Origin of the sequence: Streptococcus sp. 22.1 (genome assembly GCF_016648645.1) — a bacterium.
Classification (GTDB): domain Bacteria; phylum Bacillota; class Bacilli; order Lactobacillales; family Streptococcaceae; genus Streptococcus.
The window spans coordinates 1-4,710 of the sequence record NZ_JACLQK010000038.1; the positions used below are offsets into that span (position 1 = coordinate 1).

Below are 4,710 nucleotides of genomic sequence, written 5' to 3' on the forward strand. Positions count from 1 at the left end.
CAACCCCCAACTTTTTTTTCCCGCACACGCCGCGTAACCACCTCCTCTCTGCTCTCGTGGGCTCGGAGAGGCGTATTAGAGACAGATAATAAATCAAGAAGTCTGGGAAAATTCAAATTTTGCATTTGAATTTGATGATAAACTTCAAAATAGTACAATTTCAATTGAGAAAAACTTAATTTCACGCGTACTTCATAATATTATATATAACTCAATTCTCCATAATCCCGAAGGCTGCAATGTGAATATTCGTCTACACAGAGATAAAGAATTTTTAATAATTACAATTGAGGATAATGGCATAGGCATAACAAATGATAAGCTATTATCAATTCATAATAGTAATAAAATCATTGAAGAATTTGACATCTCAGGAATTAGACGACACGGTATGGGATTAAAAATCTCAAAACAAATTATCGAAGTTCATGAGGGAAGCTTTAAAGTGGAAAGTAAAGAGAAACAATTCTTTAGAGTTATAATTACTTTACCTTTAGAAGGTGAAGTATAATTATTGATAGTCATTGCAGATAGAGTTCTATTTTATATGTGGTAAAAATTGCACTCGTCCTGGCAGATTACTTAACAAACTTGTTTACTCAATAGGAACTCTTCCATTCTTCTTGCTATTCCCTCATACTCATTAAGTAATGACCTAGCTCCTCTTGCAATACTCCTATTTCCTCATTTACCTGTTCTAATGAAATTGATTCTGTTAAGATTATTTTTTAAAATTCATATCTTGCTAGTTTTTCATTGCTCCTTTTGGCACTCTTCAAATTGATAAGTACTTTCGCTATCTTATTTAAGGTTATAATTTTTTACTCTTTTCTACCATTTATCAAGTCTATCGAGGTTTTAAATAAAAATGAGATAAGACAGTAGCTATTCTGAGGTTACTGTCTTATTTTTAACACTTTTCGAGCTATAAAAGGGCATGCTTAAAAAAACTCATCTGGTATTTTTTGAAACAAGGTGTCACAATAATAAGGTATAGATAGATTTATCGATTTTAGGTCAAAGAATAATCGTAAAGTTTGTTATGCTTAATAAGGTAATCCATTGTCCGAATGAGACGGTGTATAGAGGCAATCGTATGTGGCTTAGTTGAAGTTATTGTCTATTGTTCTTTTTCGTTTCTCATAAAAGTCATCGATATGGCAAGGATTAGTATGACTAGCTGAAGCGATGTTGTGAATGCACTTGAACAAGATTTTTCTGACATAGGGATTTCCTCGTTTAGTGATGTGTTCCTTGGCGAGAAGTTCCCAGATTCATAGTGTCTCAGGTCAATACCAATAAAAGCGTTGATTTGATTGGTAGACTGAAAGCGACGAATATCTTCCAATTCGCCAATAATAGATGTCGCTGTGGTTTCTGCGATGCCAGGAATTGACCATAAGATGTCATACTCTGGTAAAGGCTGAACTAGAGCTACCATGTTGTTTAAGACAACTTGTCTGCGTTCAGAAAGACGAAGCAATTCTTGAGCATAGTAACGGACCTCTTCCATCATGGGAGAGGTTTTCTTGACCGCACAATAAGACCTATTAGCTAGTTCGACGAGTTTATCAGTTAGGTAAGCAATACGCTTTTCAGAGATGCGTTTGGAGGTAGATTGATGGATAATCTTACACAAGTTACTTTGAGATAGGCTTAATACAAACTCTTTGCATAGAAAGCCATCACTAAGTTCCAATATTGCTCTCCAGTAGGTGTGGATAATAGATTTTCCAATTCAGGAAAAGTGACTTGTAGAACCTTGTGCAGACGGTTTTTAGCTCGAACAAGATCTTCATTCATATTTTGATAGAAACGGCTTAAATCACGTAGATGTTGATAAACTTCTTTCTGCACGTAAATTGGTTTACGATTGTGCACAAGCTAAGAATTAGCCAACTTTTCAGCGTCAATTTTATCTGTTTTACGAACTGTTCAATTGCTTCTTAGCTTCCAGTGGATTTAGCTGTGTGTAAGCGTAACTATATTCCTCAAGGAAGGCTTGAAGACGTCGAGAATAGACGCCTGTAGCCTCAAATATAATCTCAGGGCTATGAACAGTTTTCAAGTCGCCCAACAGGCGATTGAATCCAATGGCATCATTGAGTATGGTGTAGCCATGAACCTTTTCACCGTTGACTAAAATTGCCACCTCAGAACTTGTTTTACTTACATCAATTCCAAATACTGCACGCATGACATTACCTCTTTTGTCTTGAATGATTCCTTATTTTAGTGATGTCCTTTTCAATACTCGACGTCTAGCATCCAACATACTTTGATAATATTCCATCTAAAACAGGTATCTTGCCAGTTTGTCAAGCGACATCTAACGCCATTGAACCCTACGACTTTACAAGACACCACTACTTTAACATAAAGAAAAAGTAGTGAGTACTCTCTCCCGTCGGAGATTTCTTCACTACTAATCTTAGTATGTTCTATTTCACATAATCCCTAACAAATACAAAGATAAAGCTTAATTAAGTTGTTTGCCTACAACTCAGAAGTCCATAAAATACCCTAATTGCTCAGCTTTGTAGATAGCCTCTTGCTTATTATTTACTAGAAGTTTTGAATAGATATGATTCAAATGATTAAATACTGTTCTCCTACTAATTTGTAACGTTTCCTCTATATCTTTAACAGAGAGACCTTTCTTACTCAAATTTAAGATTACTATTTCTCGGTCAGTTAAAGCTTCAACATAATCCTGAGATTCAATTTGTTCAAAATACTTTTTCCCAGAATCCACTTTTTTTAAGATAGAGATGAGTTGTTTAGGGTCTATATTTTTATCTACAAAACCGTATGCCCCTATTGTTTTTGCTCTCTCTTCATAGATTGACTTAACATATCCTGTCAGCATAACAACTTTCAAGTTAGGAGTAGACTGTATGAGTTCCTCCGCTATCTCCAATCCATTCTCTTTAGAAATATTTGTTAGATTAATATCAAGTAATATAATATCGTATTTAGATAAATCAATCGTCACATCGTTAAAATTAGAAGTAATTGTATCTATAACATCTACCTCATCATACTGTTGGCATAACAGTTGGATACTCTTTGCAAATAGTTTATGGTCATCAATTAATAAAATCTTCATAGCATAATTTCCAATCTATGGGAAGTAATATTCTGATATTGTATTGTTTATTATCTATTTGTAGCTCCATATCTCCATCAAAAGCTACTAGTGTTTCTTGAAATGATTTCAAACCTCTGCCATAATTTATAGATTGAACTTTTTCCACCACCTGATTGCTCTCCTCTATGATAATAATATCAGATTGAACCTTTAAAGATAAATGAATATCTTTACTGACTCCATATTTTATAGCATTATTAATTAATTCTTTTATAAACCTGTAAACAATATCTCCATATGGAGGTGGGATTATTGTACTACTCGAACAGTTGAAATACAACAACTTATTACTTTTCCTCCTTTTAACAATATCATCAAAAAGAGACTGTATATTTTCTTTCATTGTTCGATTAGAAGGAACTATTGGGTGATAAGTATCAATTTCATCCCTGATACCAGAAACTAGGTCATTCAACCCATTAACAATAAAACCATGTGTTATATCACTATTTTCTAAAGAGAGTAAGTTTTTTATCGCTATGACATTTTGCAAGACATCATCATGCAAATAATTTGAGAACTCCACTCTCATGTTCTCCTCCGATTTCATAAAATAGTTCAATCTTCTATTTTCATAGTCAAAATTTTGCTTAAAGTTTTCTAAATAACAAAAGATACAAGAAATTACCACTAGACAAAAAAACGTGCTTGCATCAACAACTATAAAAAATAGTAAAAAATCTTTAACTAGTCCCTTTATAAGTATTACCCAACAAATGATAAGAAGTATAAAAAAAAGTTCTATACGAGTTTTGTAATTACCTAACCATCTTCGAGTAACTAGACTAAATTTATCATGTATGACCTTAAAATAGTATATTGTACTCATTATAAGGGGAAACAGATACCACCCCAAATTATTAAAGGCTTGATTAACATCTAGCATCTCTCCATAAAATTCACTACCAAGTATTGCTAGCAAAAGCAAAGAAAATAATATCAATGAACGTCTTACAACTGATATTTGTTGCCTAAAATACCTATAATATAGCACTATAACCAATAATGGATAAAGGTGTAAAATAGTAAAAACAACTAAGAATAAGAAATTAAATAAAGTTCTATTAACTAAAAGGCTAATTATAGAAACAAAAATGATCATTAATAAGCTCTTGTCTAGCTTATCTTTAAACTGTTTCTGCCCATATAATATTAAATCAGTAATCTCAACGGTATAACAATAGAGCAATATAATTTGCAGACCACTACTAAAAAAGAGAGGAGTTTCCCTTGATAGCACAGATACCAAGTATTGCCAAATTGTTAAGAAAACGATAGAAATAATTTTTTTAAAAATCCCATCTTGTTTTTGGCGTAATATTGCTGCCAGCCAAATAAAACCTGTATCAATAAGAGTCATTACAAGAGCTACTTTTTCAGAGAAAAGAAGAGACAAGTTTTCTCGATTATAGACCAAAATCAAAAAGGCTATTAATTGTTGTAACAAGATTATTGTGATTCCCAAAAATTTACTCTTTGCTATTTTTTCTATTCTCATCATATTATTTACTAAATCGTTAAAGTTAAAAAGTTTTTAGAATTAATTGTTTATTATTGAT

Annotated in this window: 4 protein-coding genes and 2 pseudogenes; 1 reads left to right on the plus strand and 5 read right to left on the minus strand. The window is 32.5% G+C overall.

What is annotated here, in order from left to right:
* The coding region (locus H7U04_RS11505) for a hypothetical protein (protein ID WP_260315582.1) at window positions 1-185 on the minus strand (185 nt) is incomplete at its 3' end.
* A gap of 29 nt (window positions 186-214) precedes the next feature.
* On the opposite strand from H7U04_RS11505, the gene H7U04_RS11510 reads away from it, so the two are divergent.
* Entirely contained in the window at window positions 215-511 is a 297-nt protein-coding gene (locus tag H7U04_RS11510) for an ATP-binding protein (RefSeq protein WP_311633659.1), read from the plus strand.
* Between the two features lie 71 nt (window positions 512-582).
* Here the strand turns inward: H7U04_RS11510 and H7U04_RS11120 are convergent.
* The 4 genes and pseudogenes from H7U04_RS11120 to H7U04_RS11135 form a co-directional block, all read right to left on the minus strand.
* Window positions 583-821: pseudogene (locus H7U04_RS11120) on the minus strand (helical hairpin domain-containing protein); the annotation flags it as partial.
* 191 nt (window positions 822-1,012) lie between these two features.
* A pseudogene (locus tag H7U04_RS11125) lies at window positions 1,013-2,197 on the minus strand (IS110 family transposase).
* A 306-nt stretch (window positions 2,198-2,503) separates the two neighbouring features.
* Window positions 2,504-3,109, minus strand: coding sequence for a response regulator (locus H7U04_RS11130; protein ID WP_002887188.1), 606 nt, complete (start codon window positions 3,107-3,109; stop codon window positions 2,504-2,506).
* Window positions 3,090-4,652 (minus strand): hypothetical protein, encoded by a 1,563-nt coding sequence (locus H7U04_RS11135; protein ID WP_110981363.1) that lies wholly within the window; start codon window positions 4,650-4,652, stop codon window positions 3,090-3,092. The genes H7U04_RS11130 and H7U04_RS11135 overlap by 20 nt, the downstream gene beginning before the upstream one ends.
* Window positions 4,653-4,710 lie beyond the last annotated feature (58 nt).